At 62.5% G+C, this 826-nt stretch carries 1 protein-coding gene; it reads right to left on the minus strand.

The window, feature by feature from the left end; all coding sequences use genetic code 11:
- Positions 1-10: 10 nt before the first annotated feature.
- Positions 11-826: branched-chain amino acid ABC transporter permease (locus LBW87_RS23805; RefSeq protein ID WP_225203957.1), on the minus strand; the 816-nt coding region annotated here is incomplete at its 5' end.

Consider the following 826-nt stretch of genomic DNA (forward strand, 5'->3'; position numbering starts at 1 on the left):
CTGCTCCCGATCATTTCTCTTTGCCGAACAGGCCGGCAGGACGGACCATCAGCACGATTGCCATGACGATGAAGACCACGGTGGCCGACAGCTCGGGATAGAAGACCCGCGTCAAACCTTCGATCAGGCCCAGCACCAGACCGGTGACGATGGAACCCAGGATCGAGCCCATGCCGCCGATGACCACCACCGCAAACACCGTGATGATCAGGTTCGAGCCCATCAGCGGCGAGACCTGGATCACGGGCGCGGCCAGCACGCCAGCGAAGGCTGCCAGCGCCACGCCGAAGCCGTAGGTCAGGGTCACCATCAGCGGCACGTTGATGCCGAACGCTTCGACCAGCTTGGGGTTCTCGGTGCCGGCGCGCAGGTAGGCGCCCAGGCGGGTCTTCTCGATCACGAACCAGGTCGTGAAACACACGACCAGAGAAGCCACGACGACCCAGGCGCGATAATTCGGCAGCACCATGAAGCCGAGGTTGGTGGCGCCCTGCAACGCGTCAGGGACCGAATAAGGCTGGCCCGAGACGCCATACACCGAGCGGAAGATGCCTTCGACCATCAGCGTGATGCCGAAGGTCAGCAGCAGGCCGTACAGGTGATCCAGCTTGTAGAGCCAGCGCAGCATGGTCTTTTCGATGAGGATGCCGAACGCGCCGACGATCAGCGGCGCCAGCGCCAGCATCACCCAGTAGTTGAGCTCGAAGTAGGACAGGCCCATCCAGGCCAGGAAGGCGCCCATCATGTACAGCGTGCCGTGCGCGAAATTGATCACGTTGAGCAGGCCGAAGATCACCGCCAGGCCCAGCGACAACATGGCATAGAA

This window comes from Herbaspirillum sp. alder98 (genome assembly GCF_020179755.1).
Classification (GTDB): Bacteria; Pseudomonadota; Gammaproteobacteria; order Burkholderiales; family Burkholderiaceae_D; genus Herbaspirillum.